12 protein-coding genes are annotated in these 20,620 nt (G+C 50.7%); all 12 read right to left on the bottom strand.

The window, feature by feature from the left end:
• Positions 1–7: 7 nt before the first annotated feature.
• The 12 genes from tadA to LI114_RS04740 all read right to left on the bottom strand — a co-directional run bounded on the left by tadA (position 8) and on the right by LI114_RS04740 (position 20,422).
• Positions 8–487, bottom strand: coding sequence for a tRNA adenosine(34) deaminase TadA (tadA, locus tag LI114_RS04795; protein WP_227219684.1), 480 nt, complete (start codon positions 485–487; stop codon positions 8–10).
• A 3-nt stretch (positions 488–490) separates the two neighbouring features.
• A complete protein-coding gene (locus LI114_RS04790; protein WP_227219683.1) occupies positions 491–1,657 on the bottom strand; it encodes a CPBP family intramembrane glutamic endopeptidase in 1,167 nt (388 codons plus the stop codon).
• A 143-nt stretch (positions 1,658–1,800) separates the two neighbouring features.
• Entirely contained in the window at positions 1,801–3,000 is a 1,200-nt protein-coding gene (gene tuf / locus LI114_RS04785) for an elongation factor Tu (protein ID WP_022127149.1), read from the bottom strand.
• A gap of 122 nt (positions 3,001–3,122) precedes the next feature.
• The gene (fusA, locus tag LI114_RS04780; RefSeq protein ID WP_227219682.1) at positions 3,123–5,204 is read right to left on the bottom strand and encodes an elongation factor G; all 2,082 of its coding nucleotides are present in this window, start codon (positions 5,202–5,204) and stop codon (positions 3,123–3,125) included.
• Positions 5,205–5,225: 21 nt separating this feature from the next.
• Positions 5,226–5,696 (bottom strand): 30S ribosomal protein S7, encoded by a 471-nt coding sequence (rpsG, locus tag LI114_RS04775; RefSeq protein ID WP_022127147.1) that lies wholly within the window; start codon positions 5,694–5,696, stop codon positions 5,226–5,228.
• 187 nt (positions 5,697–5,883) lie between these two features.
• Positions 5,884–6,303, bottom strand: a complete 420-nt coding sequence (gene rpsL / locus LI114_RS04770) for a 30S ribosomal protein S12 (RefSeq protein WP_022127146.1) — start codon at positions 6,301–6,303, stop codon at positions 5,884–5,886.
• Between the two features lie 193 nt (positions 6,304–6,496).
• The gene (gene rpoC / locus LI114_RS04765) at positions 6,497–10,081 is read right to left on the bottom strand and encodes a DNA-directed RNA polymerase subunit beta' (protein ID WP_227219681.1); all 3,585 of its coding nucleotides are present in this window, start codon (positions 10,079–10,081) and stop codon (positions 6,497–6,499) included.
• A gap of 98 nt (positions 10,082–10,179) precedes the next feature.
• Positions 10,180–14,079, bottom strand: coding sequence for a DNA-directed RNA polymerase subunit beta (gene rpoB / locus LI114_RS04760; RefSeq protein WP_227219680.1), 3,900 nt, complete (start codon positions 14,077–14,079; stop codon positions 10,180–10,182).
• A gap of 387 nt (positions 14,080–14,466) precedes the next feature.
• Complete coding sequence (locus tag LI114_RS04755) at positions 14,467–15,324, bottom strand: undecaprenyl-diphosphate phosphatase (protein WP_227219679.1); 858 nt, start codon at positions 15,322–15,324, stop codon at positions 14,467–14,469.
• Between the two features lie 32 nt (positions 15,325–15,356).
• Positions 15,357–16,307 (bottom strand): asparaginase domain-containing protein, encoded by a 951-nt coding sequence (locus LI114_RS04750; RefSeq protein WP_227219678.1) that lies wholly within the window; start codon positions 16,305–16,307, stop codon positions 15,357–15,359.
• A 17-nt stretch (positions 16,308–16,324) separates the two neighbouring features.
• Positions 16,325–18,232 carry a GGDEF domain-containing protein gene (locus LI114_RS04745; RefSeq protein WP_227219677.1) on the bottom strand — a complete coding sequence of 636 codons (1,908 nt, stop codon included), beginning with the start codon at positions 18,230–18,232 and terminating at the stop codon, positions 16,325–16,327.
• A 198-nt stretch (positions 18,233–18,430) separates the two neighbouring features.
• Positions 18,431–20,422: an NAD(+) synthase gene (locus LI114_RS04740; protein ID WP_227219676.1), complete on the bottom strand. Its 1,992-nt coding sequence runs from the start codon at positions 20,420–20,422 to the stop codon at positions 18,431–18,433.
• Positions 20,423–20,620 lie beyond the last annotated feature (198 nt).

Raw genomic sequence — 20,620 nt, 5'->3', positions numbered from 1 at the left:
TTTACCATTATCCTTTCCTTGCGGCTTTTTTCTCCTCACGCATTTTTCGGAAGAAATCCTTCATAAGCTGCGAACATTCTTCCTGCAAAACGCCGCTGACGACCTCCGGCTTATGGTTCAGCCCCTGCGAAAAGAGGTCGAAGCATGATCCGCAAGCCCCGAACCTATGATCGAACGCGCCGAAAACAACGCGCTCTACCCTGCTGTTGACTATAGCGCCCGCGCACATCGCACAAGGTTCGAGCGTCACGAAAAGTTCGCAGTCGATCAAGCGCCAGCCGCCCAACTTTTGGGAAGCCTGCGCGATCGCGGCAAGTTCGGCGTGCGCCAGCGACGAGCGCTCAGCCTCGCGGCGGTTGTAACCCTCGCCGATGACCTCGCCCGTAGTCTTTTTAACAACTATCGCGCCGACAGGAACGTCGGTCGCCTGCTCCGCCAGTTTCGCCAGAGCTATACATTTTCGCATATAATATTCATCACTATACATCTATCAAACTATCCTCACTGCAAGAATTGTTTCAAATAAAGACAGTAACAGCCAAATTATCATATAATTGGAATTCAGCACAAGCCTAAGTTTATCCGCAAGTGTTATTTCAGACGAATTGGGACGATTTTTTGGAGTGATGATGTACTCTTGCAGGTATGTGATGATGCAGGTGCAGACAACAAGCAGGAAAATGCAGACAATTATCTCGCGAAAGCGCAGTTCATAATCCAGTACGCCGACCGAAAAGTCATTCAAAACGTAGGTAACATCAACCACGATCATCCGAGCGATCATTGAAGTGAATATGTTGCCGGTCTTAATGGTCGCAGTTGCCAGTATTACCGAGAAAAAGAACATATACATTAGTTTGGATATATCGTGAAAGCAGCATGATGCTAGTATAGATGAAAAAATCACCGCAAATGTGTCGCCAAATTGTCTGAATAGCTGTAAGAAAAATCCTCTGAATAAAATTTCTGACAAAATAGGCACTATCAGGAGCTCAGTTGCTATGTAGAAATACTGTCCTGATGGTGAATTACTGACAACATATCTATAAAAACACATATCAATGTTAACAGAATAAAACATTTTTACCAAAAGAAAATCAAAAAGCCGAGCGATCACCATGAAGATAAGTGACACACACACTGCATATGTGATCTTCTTTCGCGATACTTGCTCATTCGGTATATAAACTTTTCTCGGGAGACGAAGTTTAAGTGCACAGAAAAGTATCACACTCAGATAAGCTATGATTTTGATCGCACAATAGAACGTGATCTGCTCGAAGCTGTATTTTCTCAGCGTCGAACGCTCAGAATAGTACACCCAGCCGTCCATTTGCGCACCAAATATCCATTTCATAGAAATTGAAAGTGCCGTCTGAAATGCGATCAAAATCAGCATCGCAATGCCAGCAACTTTGAAACAGCGGTGAAGCGTTTCTTTTTCAGATGTCACGGCAAATTCGTCTGCATAACCCTCACCATCAACGTATGTATGCTCGCGCGAATCATGGATAAAAGCGTAGCCATATGGATTTTTCTCATCGTTACGCCATTCAGTGAACGCTTTTGTATACTCTTTACCCTGATTTTGGTAGATATGATCTCTGGCAACGTCTATAAAATAGTCTGCATTATCATTTTTGTTCTTTTCTGCCATCAGATCCACCTCGCTTGCAATATTTCACATACTATTATAACATATTTAATGCCTTTTGTCCACCAAATGCGCATGAATTAAAATTTTTTTAACAAAAAAACGAGCCTGCCGAAGCAGACTCGCCTTTTATTAAAAGTAATAAATTACTCGTTGATCTTGGTAACAACGCCGGAACCAACAGTTCTGCCGCCCTCACGGATAGCGAAACGAAGTCCCTCTTCGATAGCGATAGGAGTGATAAGCTCAACGTCCATCGAAACGTTATCGCCAGGCATGCACATTTCCTTGTCAGCAGGAAGAGTGATAACGCCGGTAACGTCGGTAGTTCTGAAATAGAACTGAGGTCTGTAGTTGTTGAAGAAAGGAGTATGACGGCCGCCTTCGTCCTTCTTCAGAACGTAAACCTGACCGGAAAACTTGGTGTGCGGATGAATGGAACCGGGCTTGCAGAGAACCTGTCCTCTTTCAACCTGATCTCTGGTGATACCACGGAGCAGTGCACCGATGTTGTCGCCAGCCTCAGCGTAGTCAAGAGTCTTTCTGAACATCTCGATACCGGTTACAACGGTGGTCTGCTTCTCATCAGAAAGACCAACGATCTCAACCTGCTCGTTTACGTTCAGACGTCCACGCTCAACTCTACCGGTTACAACGGTACCACGACCGGAAATGGTCATAGTATCCTCGATAGGCATCAGGAAAGGCTTAGCATCGTCTCTCTCAGGGCTGGGGATGTACTCATCTACAGCGTCCATGAGGTCGAGGATAGGCTTGTAAGCAGGGTCAGAAAGATCATCGGGAGCTTCGAGTGCAGCAAGTGCAGAACCGATGATGATAGGAGTGTCGTCGCCAGGGAAATCATAAGAAGAAAGCAGATCTCTGATGTCCATTTCAACGAGCTCGAGCAGCTCAGGGTCGTCAACCTGGTCAGCCTTGTTCATGAAAACAACGATAGCAGGAACGCCTACCTGACGAGCAAGCAGGATGTGCTCTCTGGTCTGAGCCATAGGGCCGTCAGAAGCAGCAACAACGAGGATAGCGCCGTCCATCTGAGCAGCACCGGTGATCATGTTCTTAACGTAGTCAGCGTGACCCGGGCAGTCAACGTGAGCATAGTGACGCTTGTCAGTCTCATACTCAACGTGAGCGGTGTTGATTGTGATTCCTCTTTCTCTCTCTTCAGGAGCCTTATCGATCATATCGTAAGCCTCGTACTGAGCCTGACCCTTAAGTGCGAGGGTCTTAGTGATAGCAGCGGTAAGAGTGGTCTTGCCGTGGTCAACGTGGCCGATGGTTCCGATGTTTACGTGCGGTTTGGTTCTTTCAAATTTAGCCTTAGCCATTGGAAATTTCCTCCTTAAATATAGATTGCATATAAAATACACGTTTGTATATTTTCATTATAACAGAAATGCATCTGTTTTGCAAGGGGTTTTGCGAAAAAATATTGAATTTTTTTGCAGAATTATTCGCCCTTCTTGCGTGCGTTCATGATCTTCTCAGAGATGGACTTCGGTACTTCGATGTAGCTATGAGGCTCCATGGTGTACTGTCCGCGGCCCTGAGTCTTAGAACGCAGGTCGTTCGAGTAGCCGAACATTTCGGAAAGCGGAACAAGGCTGTCTACCTGAACGGCGCCGGGTCTTGTTTCCTGACCGAGGATCTGTCCTCTTCTTGAGTTGAGGTCGCCGATAACGGTTCCGAGATAATCATCGGGAGCGATAACCGTAACCTTCATGATAGGCTCAAGGATAACGGGGTCTGCCTTGCGCATAGCTTCCTTGAATGCCATCGAACCAGCGAGCTTGAATGCCATTTCGGAAGAGTCTACTTCGTGGTAAGATCCATCGTAAAGCTCTACCTTAACGTCTACTACGGGGTAGCCTGCGAGTACGCCTGCTTCCATAGCGCCCTTGATACCGGCGTCAACTGCGGGGATGTATTCCTTGGGAATAGCACCGCCGACAACGTTGTTGATAAATTCATAGCCCTTACCGGACTCGTTAGGTTCAACGTTGATCTTAACGTGACCGTACTGACCCTTACCACCCGACTGCTTAGCATACTTGTAATCAACGTTTGCCTTGCTTCTGATGGTCTCTTTGTAGGATACCTGAGGTGCGCCTACGTTTGCCTCTACCTTAAACTCACGGAGAAGTCTGTCTACGATGATCTCGAGGTGAAGCTCGCCCATTCCGGCGATGATGGTCTGTCCGGTCTCCTCGGAAGTCCATGTTCTGAAAGTCGGGTCTTCTTCAGCCAGCTTAGCCAGCGCGATACCCATCTTTTCCTGACCAGCCTTAGTCTTAGGCTCGATAGCGAGCTGGATAACAGGCTCAGGGAATTCCATGGATTCGAGTATTACGGGGAATTTCTCGTCGCAGAGAGTATCACCCGTAGTGGTATTTTTCAGACCGATAGCCGCGGCGATGTCGCCTGCGTAAACGGTCTCGATGTCTTTTCTGTGGTTCGAGTGCATCTGAACTATACGTCCGATTCTCTCGTTCTTGTCCTTAGAAGCGTTGTAAACGCTGGAACCTGCCTGAAGAACGCCCGAATATACTCTGAAGAAGCAGAGCTTACCTACGAAGGGGTCGGTAGCGATCTTGAACGCGAGAGCTGCAAAAGGCTCTTCATCGCTCGAAGGTCTTTCAACTTCTTCGCCGGTCTCGGGGTTAACGCCCTTGATGTGGGGAACGTCGATAGGTGCAGGCATATAGTCAACGATAGCGTCGAGCAGCTTCTGTACGCCCTTGTTCTTATAGGAAGTACCGCAGGTTACGGGAACCATTGTGTTAGCGATGGTAGACTTTCTGATAACAGCCTTCATTTCATCAACAGTGATCTCTTCGTCTGCAAAGAACTTCTCAGCAATATCGTCGTCTACCTCAGCGAGGTGCTCGATAAGGTCGTTGCGATATTCCTCAGCCTTCTCCACCATGTCCTCAGGTACATCGGTGACGTTGATGTCAGTACCGAGGTCGTTAGTGTAGATATACGCCTTCATTTCCAGCAGGTCGATGATGCCCTGGAAATCTTCCTCAGCGCCGATAGGCAGCTGGATAGGAACAGCGTTAGTTTTAAGTCTGTTATGAAGCATATCAAGAACGTTGTAGAAGTCAGCGCCCATAATATCCATCTTGTTTACATAAACCATTCTGGGGACCTTGTAGTTATCAGCCTGACGCCAAACTGTTTCGGTCTGAGGCTCAACGCCTCCCTTAGCACAGAGAACGGTTACGGATCCGTCGAGTACACGGAGAGATCTTTCAACCTCTACGGTGAAGTCAACGTGTCCCGGGGTGTCGATGATGTTGAGTCTGTGACCCTTCCAGTAGCAAGTAGTAGCAGCGGAGGTGATTGTGATACCTCTCTCCTGCTCCTGTGCCATCCAGTCCATCGTAGCTGCACCCTCGTGAGTTTCTCCAATTTTATGGTTTACACCGGTATAAAACAGGATACGCTCGGTCGTGGTTGTTTTACCGGCGTCAATATGAGCCATGATACCAATATTTCTGGTATCCTGCAATGAACAATCTCTTGCCATAATATCCTCCTGTTTACCTTATTACCATCTGAAATGTGCGAAAGCCTTGTTAGCTTCAGCCATTCTGTGTGTTTCATCGCGCTTCTTGCAGGATCCGCCCACTCCGTTAAGAGCGTCGAGGATCTCTGCTGCGAGTCTTTCCTTCATGGTGTCTTCGTTTCTCTCGCGCGAGAACTTAGTTATCCAACGAAGTCCGAGAGTCTGACGTCTGTCAGGACGAACCTCCATAGGAACCTGGTAGGTAGCACCGCCCACACGGCGAGCCTTTACCTCCAGCTCAGGCATAATGTTATCCATAGCCTCTTCAAATACCTCAAGAGCGGGACGTCCGGTCTTTTCCTCAACGATCTCAAATGCTCCGTAAACGATCTTCTGGGCTACGCCCTTCTTTCCGTCGAGCATGATGTTGTTTACGAGTCTGGTAACAAGCTTGGACTTGTATACAGGATCCTCGAGAACGTCTCTCTTTGAAACCTTACCTCTTCTTGGCACTGTAATTCCCTCCTTCACAATAATGAATTCACAGGTACTCGCTCCGCAGGCTTGCCCTGCGGCCCCGACCAGTACTGCGGCAAGGTGAATCTATAAAATGAATCACTCCGCTTTACTGTGGTCTTCGCAGTGTTGCGACAATGAGTTTTAACCTTTTTGAATAAGTCTTTTTTAGGCAGCCTTTAAATTACTTTCCTGCCTTAGGTCTTTTGGCACCGTACTTGGAACGAGCCTGCATTCTCTTAGCTACGCCCTGTGCGTCAAGAGTACCTCTGATGATGTGGTAACGAGTACCAGGGAGGTCCTTTACACGGCCGCCTCTGATGAGAACAACGCTGTGCTCCTGAAGATTGTGTCCGATACCGGGGATGTAAGCTGTTACTTCAGTTCCGTTTGTAAGCTTAACTCTGGCGATCTTTCTCATAGCGGAGTTAGGCTTCTTAGGTGTAGCAGTTCTTACTGCGGTGCAAACGCCTCTCTTCTGGGGGCAGCTCTGGTCGATCACCTTTTTCTTCTTAGAGTTGTAACCCTTCTGAAGTGCAGGTGCAGTAGACTTAGAGTCAAAGCTGTCTCTTCCTTTTTTAACTAACTGGTTAAAAGTTGGCATAATATCTCTCCTTTCTGCAAATTTACATACGCCGCCGTACTACGTCAGCATACTTTCCTATTATACACCATGTATCACTGCTTGTCAATACCCATTCACATATTTAATACATTTTTTTTACCGTTTTTTAATCATACAAAAAGACCGCTCCCCTTTCGGAACGGTCTTTTCTGTATATCGTGCGTTATTTAGCTCAGATATTGGTAAAACCCTCGGAAGTATGAGCGCCGGCGCTCTCGTTCTTGACGATCTGAACGTTGTTGTAAACGTCCATACCCGTACCTGCGGGTATGAGCTTACCGATAATAACGTTCTCTTTAAGACCAAGCAGGTGGTCGGTCTTGCCCTTGATGGCGGCGTCGGTAAGAGCCTTTGTGGTCTCCTGGAAGGATGCTGCCGAAAGGAACGAATCGGAGTAGCTGGAAGCCTTTGTGATACCCTGAAGTACGGGAACGGTGGTCACCAGTCTTGCGCTGATGTCGCCCTCGTCGATCTTCTTCTGTATCTCTTCATTTACAGCCGCGATCTCGGTCTTTTCTACAAGGCTGCCGGGCAGCAGGTAGCTCGAACCGCTGTCGTCTATCTTTACCTTCTTCATCATCTGACGAACGATAACTTCGATGTGCTTATCGTTGATGTCAACACCCTGCAGGCGGTAAACCTTCTGTACTTCGGTGATGATGTAGTTCTGTACAGCTTCTACGCCGTTTACTGCAAGTATATCGCCCGGGTTGATCGAGCCTTCGGTAAGGGGATCTCCCGCGCTTACGGTGTCGCCCTCCTTTACCTTGAGCTTGTAGCCGTAAGGTATCGAGTAGGTCTCCTGAGCGGGGTTCTCGAGATCCTCGCCGGTAACGATGACCTGACGCATCTTCTTAACTTCCTCGATGCGTACAGTACCGTCTATTCTTGTGATTATAGCCGCGCCCTTCGGACGTCTGCTCTCGAAAAGTTCCTCTACGCGGGGAAGACCCTGTGTAATATCTTCCGCCGATGCGATACCGCCCGTATGGAACGTTCTCATGGTAAGCTGTGTACCCGGCTCGCCTATCGACTGCGCCGAGATTACGCCGACCGCTTCGCCGACTCTTACTACCTTGCCGTTTGCGAGGTTAGCGCCGTAACACTTAGCGCATACGCCGTTTCTTGCCTTGCAGGCGAGTACCGAGCGGATCTTTATGCGATCTCTGCCCGTATCGTCGAGTATCTGTACTACTCTTTCTGCGTCGTGCTCGGTCATCAGCTTGTGGTGCGAAACCGCGATCTCGCCCGTCTTAGGATCTTTGAGGTCTTCAACGAGGTATCTGCCGACAAGTCTTTCAGCCAGCGGCTCGATCTTCTCTCTGCCGTTTCTGATCTCGAATACGTCGATACCGTCGGTAGTTCCGCAGTCCTCCTCACGGATAATAACGTCCTGCGAAACGTCTACCAGACGTCTGGTCAGGTAACCTGAGTCAGCGGTACGCAGCGCGGTATCTGCCAGACCTTTTCGTGCTCCTCGAGAGGAGATGAAGTATTCCAGAATGTTAAGACCTTCACGGTAGTTAGCTCTGATAGGCATCTCGATGGTCGAACCCGAGGTGTTCGCGATAAGTCCGCGCATACCTGCGAGCTGACGTATCTGGTTTATAGAACCACGCGCACCGGAGTCCGCCATCATGTTGATGGGGTTGTACGGGTCAAGACCCGCTTTCAGCGCGTCGGTAACTTCGTCTGTCGCGTTGTTCCAGATCTCGATGAAGCGCTTCGACTTCTCTTCGCGCGAGATGTAGCCGCGCTTGTACTGGCGGTCGATAACGTCTACCAGCGAGTCGGCGTGCGCGAGAATGTCCTTCTTAGCCTCAGGTATCTCAGCGTCGCATACCGCAACGGTGATAGCCGCCTTGGTGGAGTACTTGAAGCCGAGAGCCTTTATCTTATCCAGCACTTCCGAAGTGTATGTCGTGCCGTGCTGGTGTATACATCTTTCTACGATGTCCGAAAGCTGACCCTTCTTTACGAGGAAGCTTACCTCGAGGTCGAACTCCTTGTCGGAATTGGTTCTGTCAACGTATCCCAGATCCTGCGGGATATTTTCGTTGAATATCAGTCTGCCGACGGTAGCGTCGATTATCTTCGATACCTGTCTGTCGCCGAGCTGCTTCGTGATCTTTACCTTGATGGCAGCGTGCAGGGAAACTACGCCCTGATCGTAAGCCATAAGAGCTTCGTTCACGTCGCGGAAGACCTTGCCCTCGCCCGGCTCGCCCTCTTTCTGAAGGGTGAGGTAGTAAGAACCAAGGATCATATCCTGCGTAGGTACTGCAACGGGGCGTCCGTCGGAAGGCTTCAGCAGGTTGTTCGCAGCGAGCATAAGGAATCTCGCCTCAGCCTGCGCTTCAGGGGAGATAGGCAGATGCACCGCCATCTGGTCGCCGTCGAAGTCAGCGTTGTAAGCCGTGCAGACCAGCGGGTGGAGCTTTATAGCTCTGCCCTCTACCAGTACAGGCTCGAATGCCTGGATACCGAGGCGGTGGAGGGTAGGCGCACGGTTCAGCAGTACGGGGTGACCCTGAATAACGTTTTCCAGCGCGTCCCAAACGATGGGCTCCATGCGCTCGATGGCGTTCTTCGCGCCGTTGATGTTGAGCTGCGGGTTTGTGCTTATATCGGTAAGACGCTTGATAACGAAAGGCTTGAAAAGCTCGAGAGCCATTTCCTTAGGCAGACCGCACTGATACATTTTCAGCTCAGGACCTACTACGATAACGGAACGGCCGGAGTAGTCAACACGTTTACCGAGCAGGTTCTGACGGAAACGTCCCTGCTTACCTTTCAGCATATCCGAAAGCGACTTGAAAGCGCGGTTGTTCGGGCCTGTTACAGGTCTGCCGTGGCGGCCGTTGTCGATAAGGGCGTCTACCGCTTCCTGCAGCATTCTCTTTTCGTTTCTTATGATGATGTCGGGAGCTTTCAGCTCGAGCATTCTTTTGAGTCGGTTATTTCTGTTGATAACTCTTCTGTACAGGTCGTTCAGGTCGCTGGTAGCGTATCTGCCGCCGTCGAGCATTACCATAGGGCGAAGTTCGGGCGGGATAACGGGTACTACGTCGAGTATCATCCATTCGGGTCTGTTTCCCGAAGTTCTGAAAGCTTCTACTACTTCCAGTCTTTTGAGCAGCTTTATCTTCTTCTGGCCGGCGGGCAGGTCTTCAAGCTCTGCTTTCAGCTCGGCAGAGAGCTTTTCAAGGTCGATCTCTTCGAGCAGCTCTTTTATAGCCTCAGCGCCCATGCCTGCCTTGAATGCGTCGTCGTACTTTTCGCGCATCTCAACGTAGTCTTTCTCGCTGAGAAGCTGGCACTTGGTAAGCTCGGTGTTGCCGGGGTCGATAACTATATACTTGGTGAAGTAGAGAACTTCCTCCAGCCTTTTCTGGCTGACTTCTATCATCTGACCTATTCTCGAGGGAGTACCCTTGAAGTACCAGATGTGCGATACGGGTGCTGCAAGCTCGATATGGCCCATTCTCTCGCGTCTTACGTCCTTCTTCGCGATAACTACGCCGCAGCGCTCGCATACCTTGCCTTTAAGGTACTTCTGCTGCTTGTACTTTCCGCAGTGGCAGGTCCAGTCCTTAGTAGGTCCAAAGATCCTTTCGCAGAAAAGACCGTCCTTTTCAGGCTTCTGGGTGCGGTAATTTATAGTTTCAGGGCGGGTCACCTCACCGTAAGACCATTCTCTGATCTTTTCGGGCGAAGCGAGCGAGATTTTTATTGATTCAAAAACATTAGATTCCAATATTGTACCCTCTTCCTCTATTGTTGATCGGGCGTTTTCAGCGCCGCCGCGCGGCAGCGCCTGCCCTTATTGCTTTTGCATTGCTCGTATAAAACGCATCAGAATTCGTCGTTTTCGTCCTCTGAGTAGTTATCGTCGTAGTCGCTGACATAGTCGTCGTTATCGGCAAAAAGATCTCCGCCGTTATCGTCGTCGCCCAGCGATACGCTGTCTTCGCCGTCAGCGCTTTCTGCGTCGTTTATAACAAATCCTGCGTCCTCAAATTCATCGTCGTCGGGCAGCATGCTGAAATCAGTGCCTTCGTCGAGATGCTTGAAGTTAGCCGGCTCTTCCTCAGTGTAATTCTGACGAAGCTCTACCTTATCGCCGTCCTTGCCGTAGATCTCAAGATCCAGACCGAGCGACTGCAGCTCTTTGACAAGTACCTTGAAAGCTTCGGGTATGCCCGGAGTAGGTACGTTCTGTCCGTCGCTGATAGCGTGGTAGGTCTTATCTCTTCCGTCCTTATCGTCAGACTTGACGGTGAGTATTTCCTGAAGGGTGTAAGCAGCGCCGTAAGCTTCGAGCGCCCAAACTTCCATCTCACCGAATCTCTGACCACCGAACTGGGCTTTACCGCCGAGAGGCTGCTGAGTTACCAGCGAATACGGACCGGTAGATCTTGCGTGGATCTTATCGTCTACCAGATGGTGCAGCTTGAGGTAATACATATATCCTACGGTTACTCTGTTATCGAATTTTTCGCCTGTACGTCCGTCGTATACGGTGAACTTTCCGTCCTCGCTCATGCTGAGGGCGTTAGGATTGATAACTTCGTCCATAGTGTGCAGCACAAAATCATCGTCCTTGTGCTCGAGGTAATTTTCCTGAGCGGCTCTGAAGCAGGCTCTGATGTCCTCTTCATGTGCGCCGTCGAATACAGGGGTCATTATCTTCCAGCCGAGCGCCTTGGAAGCCATACCGAGGTGTACTTCCAGTACCTGACCGATGTTCATACGCGAAGGTACGCCGAGGGGGTTCAGCACGATGTCGAGCGGTGTGCCGTCTTCGAGGAAAGGCATATCCTCAGGCGGCAGTATGCGGGAAACAACACCCTTGTTTCCGTGGCGGCCCGCCATCTTATCGCCGACCGAGATCTTTCTCTTCTGCGCGATGTAGCAGCGTACCAGCATATTTACGCCGGGTGCGAGCTCGTCGCAGTTCTCTCTTGTGAACACCTTTACGTCGATTATAGTACCCGATTCGCCGTGAGGTACTTTCAGCGAGTTGTCGCGAACGTCGCGCTCCTTATCGCCGAATATAGCTCTCAGCAGGCGCTGCTCGGGGCAGACCTCGGTCTCGCCCTTAGGCGTTACCTTACCTACCAGTATATCGCCCGGACGAACGTCTGCGCCTATGCGGATTATACCGTTTTCGTCGAGGTTAGCGAGGTACTCTTCCTTTACCTGCGGAATATCTCTTGTGATCTCCTCAGGGCCGAGCTTTGTTTCTCTTGCTTCTATCTCGTACTCTTCGATGTGTATAGATGTGTATTTATCCTGTCTTACAAGGTTTTCATTGAGCAGTACGGCGTCCTCGTAGTTGTAGCCTTCCCATGTCATGAAGCCTATGAGGGCGTTTTTACCGAGCGAAAGCTCGCCGTTTGAGGTAGCGGGGCCGTCGCCGATTATCTGATGAGCCTCTACGCGCTCGCCCTTTTCTACTATCGGGCGCTGGTTGGTGCAGGTGCCCGCGTTAGAGCGCTTGAATTTGATAAGCTCGTAGGTGCGCAGGTTGCCGTCGTCCTCGCGGATAACTATCTTGTCTGCGTCTACCTTCTCAACAACGCCTGCCTTGTCGGTAACTACCGCAACGCCCGAGTCGAGGCAAGCCTTGTACTCCATACCTGTACCTACGATAGGCGACTCGGTCTTGAGCAGAGGAACTGCCTGACGCTGCATGTTAGAGCCCATCAGCGCGCGGTTCGCGTCGTCGTTTTCAAGGAAAGGTATGCAGGCGGTAGCTACTGAAACTACCATCTTAGGCGAAATATCCATGAAGTCGATATTTTCGCGGTCTATTTCAAGTATCTGGTCACGGTATCTGCCGTTTACCTTAGCTCTTGCGAACTTGTTTTCCTCGGTAAGGGGCTCGTTCGCCTGAGCTACCATGTAGTTATCCTCAACGTCAGCGGTCATGTAAACTACTTCGTCGGTAACTACGCCCGTTTCCTTATCTACTCTTCTGTAAGGAGCTTCGATAAAGCCGTACTCGTTTATCTTCGCGAAAGATGCAAGGTAAGAGATCAGACCGATGTTAGGACCTTCAGGAGTTTCTATAGGACACATTCTTCCGTAATGTGTGTAGTGTACGTCGCGGACTTCAAATCCTGCGCGGTCACGCGAAAGACCTCCGGGGCCCAGCGCGGAAAGACGTCTTTTATGAGTAAGCTCAGCCAGCGGGTTGTTCTGATCCATGAACTGCGAAAGCGGCGATGAACCGAAGAATTCCTTTATAGCTGCAGTGATAGGTCTGATATTGATGAGCGCGGCAGGGGTGATGACTTCTATATCCTGCGACTGGATGTTCATTCTCTCGCGGATAACGCGCTCCATTCTGGTGAAGCCGATGCGGAACTGGTTCTGAAGCAGCTCGCCTACCGAACGTATTCTTCTGTTGCCGAGATGGTCTATATCGTCAACAGTGCCCACGCCCTCGCAGAGGTTGAGGAAGTAGGAGATTGTAGCGATTATATCGTCGAGGATGATGTGCTTGGGAACAAGCTCGCCCGCGCGTTCTTTGATAGCGGTGAAAATCGCTTCTTCTTCGTCGCTCTCTTCAAGTATCTCGCGCAGTACGGGGAAGTAAACTTTCTCGTTTATGCCGAGCTCCTTAGGATCTTTCGAGATGTAGCCCGAAAGGTCTACCATGCCGCTGCCGATGATCTTTACCTCGCGCTCTTCCATTCTGGTGAGCGTTTCGCCGGTAGTTTCAGAAGTGTAGTACTCTTTAACTTCGGTGGTAACGTAGGCTTCCATAACGCCCGCGTTCTCGATCTCCATAGCCTTGTCGAACTTGCATACCTCGCCCGGCTCTGCCATTATCTCGCCGGTAAGCGGATTAACTATCGCGCGGGAAAGGGTGTGGCCCGAAAGGCGCGAAGCTATGCCAAGCTTCTTATTGTACTTATATCTTCCGAACTTGCAGAGGTCGTATCTCTTATCGTCGAAGAAAAGGTTGTGGATAAGGGTCTGTGAACCGTCTACTGTGGGGGGCTCGCCGGGACGAAGCTTCTTGTAAACTTCGAGCAGCGCCTCTTCCTTATTAGCGGTAGCGTCTTTCTGCAGTATAGTCTGATTAAGTCTTTCGTCAACGCCGAATACCTCGGTTATCTCGTCGTTAGTACCTATGCCCAGAGCACGGATAAAGGTAGTGAGAGGTATCTTGCGGTTTTTATCTATACGAACGTAAACTACGTCGTTCGAGTCCATCTCGTACTCCAGCCACGCGCCGCGGTTGGGTATGATGGTTGATTTGAAAAGGTCTTTACCTGTCTTGTCCTTATCAAAAGAGTAGTAAACGCCGGGCGAACGTACCAGCTGCGATACTATAACGCGCTCCGCGCCGTTGATAACGAAAGTACCGCTGTCGGTCATTTTCGGGAAATCGCCCATGAAAACTTCGGATTCTTTGATCTCGCCCGTTTCCTTATTTATAAGGCGGGCTGTAACGCGCAGGGGCGCTGCGTAGGTAACGTCGCGCTCTTTGCACTCTGCTACGGTGTATTTAGGCGTGTCGTCAATTCGGTAGTCGATGAAGGAAAGCTCTAAGTTTCCGTTGTAATCGGTGATAGAGGATACCTCTTTAAACACCTCGCGCAGACCTTCGTCTAAGAACCACTGATACGAGTTTTTCTGTACTTCGATAAGGTTCGGCATCTCGCGGACCTCATGAATCTTGGCAAAGCTTTTTCTGGTGTTTTTACCAAGCTTTACGTCTTTGACATTGACATTCACCATTCGCACTGATCACTCCTTAATTTATTGCCAAACGTCCCCGCTTTTGGGTATACCTTTTATATATGCCCGCCGCGGATAAGCGTTTTTTCTGTCGGTTTCAGCCCGTTTTCAGCCGCTTTGTGCGGACAAAAAAGGTATGAAAAGCCATTATGATACAGTATATTATTATACTTCAAACTCCCGTAAAAGTCAATAGAATAGCTGAATTTTTTTCATTTCTCACGCTCATTTTGTAGCTTTGCACAATTTTCATTTCCAAAAAAGCGGAAAGTTCTATAATTACCATTGTGTTAGAAAACCGTAACTTTTTCGTTAACATTATTGCTTTCCAGCGCAAAAAGAAAAGCGCTTCCCTGCTGCGGGAAACGCTTTTGTGTGTGATATTTATTATCTTACAAGCCCGAAATAGAGTATTACGAGCACGCCGAGGATAATTCTGTACCAGCCGAAAACCGTGAAATCATGCTTCTTGATGTAGCCCATCAGGAATCTGATGACAACTATCGAAACTATGAAGGATACCGCCATGCCGAGTATCAGGTACACAAGCTCCGCCGTCTGGAAAGCTAAGCCGAATTTCACAAGTTTCAGCAGGCTCGCACCAAACATTACGGGAACTGCGAGGTAGAATGTAAACTCAGCCGCCACCGTGCGCGAAACGCCTATAAGCAGCGCGCCGACTATCGTAGCGCCGCTGCGCGATGTACCGGGAAATACCGCAGCGATGAGCTGAAAAGCACCTATCATGACCGCTACGCAGTAGGGCATCTGCTCTATCGAATTTATCGTCGGCTTTTTGCCCTTATTGTGTTTTTCTATCACGATGAATGCTATACCGAAGAGTATCAGCATAACGGCTACCGTCTGCCAGTTGTAGAACATCGCGTGGAAAAGGTCGTCGAAAAGCAGACCTATCACCGCCGCGGGCACGCACGCCGCCAGCACCTTGAACCACATCTTGAAAATATCGGTCTTTATGTAAGAGCCCGCTCCGTGATCGCTCAGCGGGTATTTATTGTCCTTTTTGCCGAACGGGAAAAGCTGGTGCCAGTACAGCACAACTACCGCGATTATCGCTCCGAGCTGTATAACTACGTCGAACATTTCCTTAAAATCTTCGCTGGCTTTGAGCTTCATAAATTCATCGACCAGTATCAGATGTCCCGTACTGCTCACCGGCAGCCATTCGGTTATGCCCTCCACTATGCCGAGCACTATTACCTTGATAATTTCTACAATTTCCATCTTGCGTCCCTTCTGTTATCTCTAAAAATGTCTTATTCCGCGTACTCGCCCGCGCAGTTTTTCGCCATCACGGCGGGTATCTCCATGCGGTACGCCGCCGCTATGCTGAGCTTCACATACGCGGCTATCGGCGAAACTGCGGGCAGAGTGATTATCCCCAGCGCGCGGTACTGCTTCACGCTTTCGTAATCCGCTTCCCTGCCGCCTGCGCCCGCTACGAATATCGGCACGTCCTCGGCCGCGGCTCTTTCGGCAAATTCCGCCAAGCGCTCGTCGGCGCACATAGTGCCCGAATGATAGCTTTCAAACATCACCGCCGAAACGTCCGCCGTAAGCTGCGGGTAATACATATCGGGTCGGCAGGTCAGCGTCAGTACTCTGCGCGTTTGGTCAAAGCCATGCGGGTCGCCCTTAAAGCGGCGGGTGATCTCGCTCTCGCCGCAAAAGCCGCCCGCCGTTTCGCTAAAATTCGGCAGGCTCACGAGCATATCGCTGTACGGCGCGTGCGGCAGCAAACGCACGCCCCTGTGCGCCCGCGCTTCGCCATCGGCATACCACACCGCGAAAACGCCCGCTTCGCCGCTTTTTGCAAGCTCCACCGCCGCCGCGAAATTCTGCTGACCGTTTGCGCGCTCGTCCTCCAGCGGGCAGCCCGAGGACACCAGCACTATCGGCTTTTTGATGTCTGAAAGCGCCAGTCCTAAGAAAGCCGCAGTGTAGCAGAGCGTGTCTGTACCGTGCGTGATGATAACGGCTTCCGCCGCGGCAGATCTTTCCCGCGCGCAGGCAGCCAGCTTGCAAAGATGCTCAAAGCTGCTGTTTTCGCTGAGGATAGTGTACGGCTCGCAGGTATCAAATTCGCAGCCGCCGTGCTCACGCCGCCAGTTCTCTATCAGCGTGTAAGGGCAGCCCGAAACGCCGATGTAGCCGCCGCTGAGCCTGCTGCCGATAGTTCCGCCTGTAAATATCACGCTTATCTTCAAATGTGCCGCCTCCCGCTTTATCTGAAAGGGCTTGCCGAATGCTTCTTATTTATCTGCTTATCCTGATACATTTTTTCGTCGGCAAGCTTTACCATTCTGTCCAGCTTTTCTGCCGAATCCGCTATCTCGCAGACCGCGCCTAAGCTGACCTTTACCATGTAAGGCAGCCCCGAATGCGCATTGAAATCCTCCAAACTTCTGCGTATGCGCAGTTTGAGGTCGTCTATGCGCTCTTCGCTGTAATCGCCTACGCCGATGAGCATAAATTCATCGCCGCCGAAGCGGTAGCAGCGTTCGTTCTCGCCGCAGGCGCTGCTTATAGCCTGCCCTATGGCGTTGAGCGCCTTATCGCCCGCGAGGTGTCCGAAATTATCGTTTATCAGCTTCAGACAGTTCAGATCAGCCATCATAAACATCGTCTTTACCCCGCGCTCGCCGTCAGCTATAAGCTCTTCCACGCGGCGGTTGAAAGCGTAGCGGTTGTAAAGCCCCGTAAGGCTGTCGGTCAGCGCCGCCTTTTCCAGCTCAAAGTACATACGGCGAATGTGTATCTGTCTGCGCATACATTCAAAGCCGTTGCAGACATTTTTGAGCCAGCCGCAGAAATCGTCCACCATAGAGCGCGGCGTATCATACTGCATAACGATATAGCCGAAAGCGCGGTCGCCGAAGTGCAGCGGCGCGAAGTAAAACGCCGCAGGCTTCTCGCGCTGCCAAGCCATTTCGGGCAGCATATCCGCTGAGGGAAAGCTTATATCGTACTCCTGCTTATCCTCTCCAGTACGGTGCGCGAGACGCAGCTGCACGTTTTCGCTGTAACCGCGCGCTATATAACCTTTCTCGCTGCCCTCCCAGTTTTGATTAAGACAGAGATACAGCGCATCGAAAGGCCGTATTTGAAAGCTGTACCAGTTGACCCTGCCGATAAGGCTGCTGAGGTCTTCGGCTGATATAAGGTCGCTCATCATATCGTTTGAAGCCGAAAGAAAATTGCTAAGGTGGTTGTCGTCAGAGTAATAGAAATTCTTCGACCTGTAAACTGCCGAAGCGTCCACCCCGCAGCCGCAGGTCTGCGCCAGCACTATATCCGTCGAGTAAGCCCCGGGCTCAAAGGGCTTGTTTTCTATAACGCTGTGCAGATATTCCACCGCGTTCGCGCCCGTCTGCTTCGCGGGTATCTCGGCAGAGGTTATCGAGGGCACATGGTTGGTGCCTGCCTTTATGCTGTCGTAGCCCGTTATCTTTATATCGTCGGGAACTTTTATCCCGCGATGCGCAAATGCGTCGCAAAGGCTTATAGCCTGAGTGTCGCAGGCGCATACTACCGCCTGCGGTCTTGGCAGCGGAGAAGATAATATATCCTCCGCAGTTTTTTCACCCATGTTGTACCAAAAATCGCCGTCGTGCACGCGGGCAGGCTCGTAAGCTATGCTGTGCTTTTTGAGCGAACGCAAATAGCCTTCCAGCCGCCTAGCTGAGTGTTCGTGCCCCGGCGTACCGCTGAAAAAGTCGATGATGCGGCAGCCATGTTCTTCTATAAGATGGTCTGTCAGCGATTCGATGGCGGCAGCGTCGTCGCCCATAATAACGGGCATATCCCCCGCGCGGTGATCGACCGATACCACAGCCCCCTTGAATTTGCGGCGCACTAAGCGCTCGGCAAACTCAGCTGTCTTTTTGTTATTAAAAGTATCAGGCACTATGATAACTCCGTCGAGCATATCGAAATTTATAAGATCAAAAATATTCTCAGCGCCGCGGCGCACGTTTTCGCCCGACTCAGTTTTTATCGGATCTGAGAAAGTGAAGCAGTCATATCCTAATTCAAAAGCGCGTTCGGCGATACCGCTCATCAGCTTCGACTGATATTCTCTTTCAGCCTGCGCCAGAAGCACGCCAATGATCTTCCTCTTCTTCAGCGCCATTCCGTCTTACATCCCCTTATACCTTATTATATATAGATCCAATGTTCTTTATTCATTATTCAAAGCCGCGGTACTGCGGCGAAACATTCACACCACATTATAGCACATTTTATGCGCGATTGCAATACGGTAAAAGCAAATTATTTATTTTTTTATTTATTTGTTTTGTTTTCGCTTTATTCATTATTCCCAAATTTATTACAATTGTTCCTGCCAAAGAGCGTTCACAGCGTCGCTAGGCATTCTCCAGTCGCCGCGCGGTGAAAGCGTTACCGAGCCTATCTTTGCGCCGTCGGGCAGACAGCTGCGCTTGAACTGCTGCGAGAAAAATCTGCGGTAGAAAGTCTTTAGCCAGTGGGTGATGACCTCCTCGCTGTAATCGTCGCCGAAAGCGTACATTGCCAGCCGCTTCACCTTTTTCGGCTCGCAGCCCCAGCGCACGGCGTGGTAGAGGAAGAAATCGTGCAGCTCGTAAGGGCCTACCAAGTCCTCAGTCTTTTGAGTCATCTCAGTGCCGCTCTCGTCAGTAGGCAGCAGCTCGGGCGATACGGGGGTATCCAGAATATCCAGCAGCACCTCGGCGAGGGGGGCGTAGCCGCAGGTATCGGCGTAGTAGCGAACTATGTGGCGCACAAGCGTTTTCGGCACGCTCGCGTTCACGCCATACATCGACATATGGTCGCCGTTGTACGTTGCCCAGCCCAGCGCCAGCTCTGAAAGGTCGCCCGTGCCGATAACAAGTCCGTTCACCTGATTGGCAATATTCATCAGCACCTTCGTGCGCTCGCGCGCCTGACCGTTTTCAAATACCACGTTGTGATTATCATAATCGTGACCGATATCCTCAAAATGCTGTAGCACGGCTTTTGAGATATTAACCTCGCGGAAGGTTACCCCCAGCGCTTCGCAAAGTATCTCAGCATTCGAGCGGGTGCGCTTTGTAGTGCCGAAGCATGGCATAGTCACCGCCACGATGTCGGTATGCGGGCGTTTCAGCAAGTCCATCGCCATAACGCAGACCAGCAGCGCGAGGGTGGAATCAAGCCCGCCGGATATGCCTATCACTACGCTCTGCGCGTGGGTGTGGGCGATGCGCTTCATCAAGCCGTGCGACTGCATTTGCAGTATCAGATGGCAGCGCTCGTTGCGCTCTGCGCGGTCGGCGGGGATAAAAGGCGTTTTGGAATAGCCGCGGGTAAGCGCGGTGTCCGCCATGTCGAACGATATGAACTCCGTCGGCAGGTTATCAAGGAAGTACGGCTGATAATTCTCAGCGGGCGCACCCCAGCTTGTGACGGCGGCGGGGTATGTCGAGATCTTGCGGCGCTCGAAAGCCAGCCGCTTGAAATCTATCTCAGAGATAATTATGCCGTTTTCAAAGAGCTTGCTTTCCGCCAGCAGCGAGCCGTTTTCCGCTATCAGGTTGTGTCCCGAGAACACCATATCCTGCGTGGATTCGCCGTCGCCCGCCGAGCAGTAGATATAGCCCGCTACCAGCCGCGCCGACTGGTTCGACACTAGCTGACGGCGGTAGCTGTCCTTGCCGATGACCTCGTCCGAAGCGGAGAGGTTGCAGATAAGCGCAGCGCCCGCTTTCGCGAGGTAGTTTGAAACGGGGTCGGCTACCCAGAGGTCTTCGCAGATCTCGAAGCCTATCTTCACGCAGTCGGCGGGCTGAGAGCCTTGCGTTTCCCAGTTATCCAGCTCGAAAACGCACTGACCCATCTCGGCGGAGTGCATTATATCGTCGGAAAAATACTGCGTAAGCTCCACCTGCACCGAGCCGCCGCGGTATGGCGCAAAGTGGCGCGCTTCGTAAAATTCATTGTAGTTCGGCAGGTGAGTCTTTGGGATAAAACGCAGAACCTCGCCGTTTTGGAGAACTGCGGCGCAGTTGTAAAGCTTGCCCCTAGCGCGAACGGGACAGCCCACCGCCACGAGCATATCGCTGCCAGCCGTGTGCTTCGCGATATTCGCCAGCGCACGCATCGCGCCGTCAAGCAGGGTATCTTGATAGAAAAGGTCTTGACAAGTGTAGCCCGTAATGCAAAGCTCGGGGAAGACCGCTATCTTCACGCCAGCCGCGCGGCATTTATCCATCTGCTCGATTATTTTTTCAGCGTTGAAAGCCGTATCCGCAACGCGTATCTCAGGCGTGCAGGCGGCTACTTTTATAAATCCGTCTTTCATAAAAACAGCTCCAATTTCAGAATAAAATACATTATGATTATAACACATTTCGGTGAAGATTTCAACCGAAATTCGCGGCAGGCGTAAAAAAAGCCTCTGCATTTTCCGCAAAGGCTTTTATACTTGATATTGTTCAAGGCAACACCGCACAACTATTGTGTGCAGATTGCGTCGTCAGATTTTTCGTCAGATTGCCTA

The organism is Ruminococcus sp. 210702-SL.1.03 (assembly GCF_020559915.1).
Taxonomy (GTDB): domain Bacteria; phylum Bacillota; class Clostridia; order Oscillospirales; family Ruminococcaceae; genus YE71.
This window is presented reverse-complemented; position numbering and strand designations above follow the sequence as displayed.

Excerpts from the sequence above, each read along its gene's own strand:
- tuf (WP_022127149.1), bottom strand. The coding sequence starts at position 3,000 with ATGGCTAAGGCTAAATTTGAAAGAACCAAACCGCACGTAAACATCGGA.
- rpoB (WP_227219680.1), bottom strand. The coding sequence starts at position 14,079 with ATGGTGAATGTCAATGTCAAAGACGTAAAGCTTGGTAAAAACACCAGA.
- rpsL (WP_022127146.1), bottom strand. The coding sequence starts at position 6,303 with ATGCCAACTTTTAACCAGTTAGTTAAAAAAGGAAGAGACAGCTTTGAC.
- LI114_RS04740 (WP_227219676.1), bottom strand. The coding sequence starts at position 20,422 with ATGAAAGACGGATTTATAAAAGTAGCCGCCTGCACGCCTGAGATACGC.
- LI114_RS04745 (WP_227219677.1), bottom strand. The coding sequence starts at position 18,232 with ATGGCGCTGAAGAAGAGGAAGATCATTGGCGTGCTTCTGGCGCAGGCT.
- LI114_RS04755 (WP_227219679.1), bottom strand. The coding sequence starts at position 15,324 with ATGGAAATTGTAGAAATTATCAAGGTAATAGTGCTCGGCATAGTGGAG.
- LI114_RS04790 (WP_227219683.1), bottom strand. The coding sequence starts at position 1,657 with ATGGCAGAAAAGAACAAAAATGATAATGCAGACTATTTTATAGACGTT.
- tadA (WP_227219684.1), bottom strand. The coding sequence starts at position 487 with ATGTATAGTGATGAATATTATATGCGAAAATGTATAGCTCTGGCGAAA.
- fusA (WP_227219682.1), bottom strand. The coding sequence starts at position 5,204 with ATGGCAAGAGATTGTTCATTGCAGGATACCAGAAATATTGGTATCATG.